At 52.4% G+C, this 5,768-nt stretch carries 3 rRNA genes; all 3 read right to left on the reverse strand.

Annotation, left to right across the window (positions count from 1 at the left end):
* Window positions 1-12: 12 nt before the first annotated feature.
* The 3 genes from rrf to ABRP66_RS11305 all read right to left on the reverse strand — a co-directional run bounded on the left by rrf (window position 13) and on the right by ABRP66_RS11305 (window position 5,391).
* Window positions 13-130, reverse strand: a 5S ribosomal RNA gene (rrf, locus tag ABRP66_RS11295).
* A 157-nt stretch (window positions 131-287) separates the two neighbouring features.
* Window positions 288-3,364: ribosomal RNA gene (locus ABRP66_RS11300) — 23S ribosomal RNA — on the reverse strand.
* Window positions 3,365-3,872: 508 nt separating this feature from the next.
* Window positions 3,873-5,391: ribosomal RNA gene (locus ABRP66_RS11305) — 16S ribosomal RNA — on the reverse strand.
* The 16S, 23S and 5S rRNA genes sit together here, the layout of an rRNA operon.
* Window positions 5,392-5,768: the final 377 nt, after the last annotated feature.

Here is a 5,768-nt window from a genome sequence, read left to right on the forward strand (position 1 = left end):
TTTGTTGTTTGGTGTCGGCGGTGACTTACTCTCCCACAACCTCCCGGTTGCAGTACCATCAGCGTGTACAGGCTTAGCTTCCGGGTTCGGAATGGGACCGGGCGTTTCCCTGTAGCTATTAACCACCGACAAACCTATCAGAACACTACCCACCACAATTGTGTGGGTGTTGTGTCAGATACTGCATAGTGGACGCGACACACGAAATGTGTACATTTTGTTTACTCGCTAAACAAGAACACTCTTCAACTCCCCTTAAACCACATGGTGTTCGGGGGTTATTTGTGGTGTGTTTGTTTTGGTCAATTAGTACCAGTAGCCTTCACACCTTACAGTGCTTCCAAGTCTGGCCTATCTACCCCATAGTCTTTAGGGGACCTCAAAAGAAACCTCATCTTAAAACAGGCTTCCCGCTTAGATGCTTTCAGCGGTTATCCCTTCCGTACGTAGCCAACCAGCGATACCCCTGGCGGGATAACTGGCACACTAGAGGTACGTCCGTCCCGGTCCTCTCGTACTAGGGACAGCCTTCTTCAAGTTTCAACGCGCGCGGCGGATAGAGACCGAACTGTCTCACGACGTTCTGAACCCAGCTCGCGTGCCGCTTTAATGGGCGAACAGCCCAACCCTTGGGACCTACTCCAGCCCCAGGATGCGACGAGCCGACATCGAGGTGCCAAACCATCCCGTCGATATGGACTCTTGGGGAAGATCAGCCTGTTATCCCCGGGGTACCTTTTATCCGTTGAGCGACACCACATCCACAAGTAGGTGCCGGATCACTAGTCCCGACTTTCGTCCCTGCTCGACATGTCTGTCTCACAGTCAAGCTCCCTTGTGCACTTACACTCACCACCTGATTGCCAACCAGGCTGAGGGAACCTTTGGGCGCCTCCGTTACATTTTGGGAGGCAACCGCCCCAGTTAAACTACCCACCAGGCACTGTCCCCAACCCAGATCATGGGCCAAGGTTAGATGCTCAATCCGATCAGAGTGGTATTTCAACAACGACTCCACCACCACTAGCGTGACAGCTTCACAGTCTCCCACCTATCCTACACAAACCGAACCAAACACCAATACCAAGCTATAGTGAAGGTCCCGGGGTCTTTTCGTCCTGCCGCGCGTAACGAGCATCTTTACTCGTAATGCAATTTCACCGGGCCTGTGGTCGAGACAGCAGAGAAGTCGTTACGCCATTCGTGCAGGTCGGAACTTACCCGACAAGGAATTTCGCTACCTTAGGATGGTTATAGTTACCACCGCCGTTTACTGGGGCTTAAATTCTCAGCTTCGCAACCAAAAAAGTTACTAACCGGTCCTCTTAACCTTCCAGCACCGGGCAGGCGTCAGTCCATATACATCAACTTAACGTCTTCGCATGGACCTGTGTTTTTGATAAACAGTCGCTTCCCTCTATTCTCTGCGACCCCACAACACTCCGGCAGTAAATGCCTTCACGTCACAGGGCCCCCCTTCTCCCGAAGTTACGGGGGCATTTTGCCGAATTCCTTAACCACAGTTCACCCGAACGCCTTAGTATCTTCAACCTGACCACCTGTGTCGGTTTAGGGTACGGGCCATACACGCACTCGCTAGAGGCTTTTCTCGACAGTACAGGATCACCACCATCAACCCGAAAGGGTCTACGCATCACGCCTCAACCTTAATGTGTAGCGGATTTACCTACCACACGGCCTACACGCTTACACCACCAATCCACTAAGTGGCGCGGCTACCTCACTGCGTCACCCCATCACTTGAACCACACATCAGGCCCCACGACATCAACACCACCAACACTCAAAGAATGCTAGGTAGCGTATCCGCAGTGGTTAGTATCAGTGCTTCATCATGGGCGCACATGTACGGGTACCAGAATATCAACTGGTTATCCATCGACTACGCCTGTCGGCCTCGCCTTAGGTCCCGACTCACCCTGGGAAGACGAACTTGACCCAGGAACCCTTAGTCATCCGGCGGTAAGGATTCTCACCTTACAATTCGTTACTCATGCCTGCATTCTCACTCGCACACAGTCCACGCCTCCTCACGGTAACGCTTCCACCCATGCACGACGCTCCCCTACCCAAACAACAAAAAATGTTGCTTGCCGCGGCTTCGGCGGTGTACTTGAGCCCCACTACATTGTCGGCGCAGAACCACTCGACCAGTGAGCTATTACGCACTCTTTCAAGGATGGCTGCTTCTAAGCCAACCTCCTGGCTGTCTTCGCGATCCCACATCCTTTTCCACTTAGTACACCCTTAGGGGCCTTAACCGGCGATCTGGGCTGTTTCCCTCTCGACTATGAAGCTTATCCCCCACAGTCTCACTGCCGCACAACACAATTGATGGCATTCGGAGTTTGGCTGACATTGCTAAGATTGTAGTCCCGCTCAACCAACCAGTCGCTCTACCTCCACCAAGCTAATGCGACGCTGCACCTAAATGCATTTCGGGGAGAACCAGCTATCACGGAGTTTGATTGGCCTTTCACCCCTACCCACAGCTCATCCCCGCAGTTTTCAACCTACGTGGGTTCGCGCCTCCACAACCTCTTACAGCTGCTTCACACTGGCCATGGGTAGATCACCCCGCTTCGGGTCCAGGACATGCCACTTACCACCCCATTAGGATTCGGTTTCCCTACGGCTACCCCACACGGGTTAACCTCGCGACATGCCGCTGACTCGCAGGCTCATTCTTCAAAAGGCACGCCATCACACAATAAAAAGTGCTCTGACGGATTGTAAGCACATGGTTTCAGGAACTATTTCACTCCCCTCCCGGGGTACTTTTCACCATTCCCTCACGGTACTATCCACTATCGGTCACACTGAGTATTTAGGCTTACCGGGTGGTCCCGGCAGATTCACAACAGATTCCACGAGCCCGTTGCTACTCGGGAACCCAACAACCCCCACATCATCATCTTCAGCTACAGGACTCTCACCTACTCCGGCAGGCCATTCCAAACCACTTCACCTAACAACAATGCACAAAGGGCGTGCCACTGGTAGATGACACAAAGCTAGGCCCCACAACACCGCACACACAACCCCTACCAGGTATCACATGCACACGGTTTAGCCTCATCCACGTTCGTTCGCCACTACTAGCAGAATCATTATTATTTTCTCCTCCTACGGGTACTGAGATGTTTCACTTCCCCGCGTAACCCCCACAACAGCTATGAATTCACTGAAGGGTAACCCCACATAACCAGGGCCAGGTTTCCCCATTCGGACATCCTCGGATCAACGCTTTATTGACAACTCCCCGAGGCTTAACGCAGCCTTACACGTCCTTCATCGGCTCAGCATGCCAAGGCATCCACCATGCGCCCTAAATAACGAACACACCAACCACCACACACAAACCACACAACCAACAAAAGGTCACACAATCCGTATGCGGTAGCAACAAGTGAACTTGACAAAATAAACAAAAAGAAAAATCACATCACACACATGAAGACCACCCACAAAAGCAAGTGGCATCATGCAGATGCTCGCGTCCACTATACAGTTCTCACACAACACCCCGAACCAGCAACAAACACCACCACCACGGTGACGCCCATCAACCAGTCAGGCACACAATAAGGGGATAATGCCCCAGACACCCAACAATGCACCAACGTACAATCAACACTCATTTTTGCATGCATGGACACTTTTACGCATGTCACAAAGCACCATTCAAACACTCGGTACTGTCGATTAAGGTGTGTCTCCTACCCGGAATTTCCAAACAATCGGTGGCAGCAGAACACTCGCCTACTCAACCACCAACCCACACAAACTATGTGGGCAACCCACAACTGTGGGTCCTGACTGCAACTGCAGCCTACAAAAAAGCTCCTTAGAAAGGAGGTGATCCACCCGCACCTTCCGGTACGGGTACCTTGTTACGACTTCGTCCCAATCGCCGATCCCACCTTCGACGGCTCCCTAACACGTTTAGGCCACCGGCTTCGGGTGTTACCAACTTTCATGACGTGACGGGCGGTGTGTACAAGGCCCGGGAACGTATTCACCGCAGCATTGCTGATCTGCGATTACTAGCGACTCCGACTTCATGGGGTCGAGTTGCAGACCCCAATCCGAACTAAGGCCGGCTTTCAGCGATTCGCTCCACCTCACAGTGTCGCAGCGCGTTGTACCGACCATTGTAGCATGTGTGAAGCCCTGGACATAAGGGGCATGATGATTTGACGTCATCCCCACCTTCCTCCGAGTTAACCCCGGCAGTCTCTCATGAGTCCCCAACCAAATGCTGGCAACATAAGACAAGGGTTGCGCTCGTTGCGGGACTTAACCCAACATCTCACGACACGAGCTGACGACAACCATGCACCACCTGTACACCAACCACAAAGGGAAACTACATCTCTGCAGCGATCTGGTGTATGTCAAGCCCAGGTAAGGTTCTTCGCGTTGCATCGAATTAATCCACATGCTCCGCCGCTTGTGCGGGCCCCCGTCAATTCCTTTGAGTTTTAGCCTTGCGGCCGTACTCCCCAGGCGGGGCGCTTAATGCGTTAGCTACGGCACGAAAGTCGTAGAAAGACCCTCACACCTAGCGCCCACCGTTTACGGCATGGACTACCAGGGTATCTAATCCTGTTCGCTACCCATGCTTTCGCTCCTCAGCGTCAGTAACTGCCCAGTAACCTGCCTTCGCCATCGGTGTTCCTCCTGATATCTGCGCATTTCACCGCTACACCAGGAATTCCAGTTACCCCTACAGCACTCAAGTTATGCCCGTATCGCCTGCACGCCCGGAGTTAAGCCCCAGAATTTCACAGACGACGCGACAAACCACCTACGAGCCCTTTACGCCCAGTAATTCCGGACAACGCTCGCACCCTACGTATTACCGCGGCTGCTGGCACGTAGTTAGCCGGTGCTTCTTATCTAGGTACCGTCACAAAAAAGCTTCGTCCCTAGCGAAAGGAGTTTACAACCCGAAGGCCTTCATCCCCCACGCGGCGTCGCTGCATCAGGCTTGCGCCCATTGTGCAATATTCCCCACTGCTGCCTCCCGTAGGAGTCTGGGCCGTATCTCAGTCCCAATGTGGCCGTACACCCTCTCAGGCCGGCTACCCGTCGCCGCCTTGGTAGGCCATTACCCCACCAACAAGCTGATAGGCCGCGAGCTCATCCTACACCGAAAAAACTTTCCAACCACCACACTAAAGATGGTTCCTATCCGGTATTAGACCCAGTTTCCCAAGCTTATCCCGAAGTGCAGGGCAGATCACCCACGTGTTACTCACCCGTTCGCCACTCGAGTACCCTGCAAGCAGGGCCTTTCCGTTCGACTTGCATGTGTTAAGCACGCCGCCAGCGTTCGTCCTGAGCCAGGATCAAACTCTCCACAAAAAGAAAAATTTCAGAACAACATTCCAAAATCAAGGCCGTGAAAAGCCCAAACCTAACCAAAAGAACAAACCACCACAAACCACACAAAAGCAGGCCCATGCTGGCGTCCAAAAATTACTACAAAGAAAAAATAAACTGCCTCCCCAACCCGACGGGGCAAAAAAGGGAGACAAAAAGTTGAACACAATCACATGCCAACCAATCCATCAATGCAGCCGAAACACTAAACAGTATTCAAAAAGATGCGTATTCCAACACCTTACCGGCACACACCAACCAACAAACCACACAAGATTCGCTGGCCAACAGACCAATCAACACACAACCATGCACACAAAAATAAAAAATAAGTACATTGGCACACTATTGAGTTCTCA

The organism is Corynebacterium sp. KPL2680, from assembly GCF_040225675.1.
In the GTDB taxonomy this organism is placed as follows: Bacteria; Actinomycetota; Actinomycetes; order Mycobacteriales; family Mycobacteriaceae; genus Corynebacterium; species Corynebacterium rhinophilum.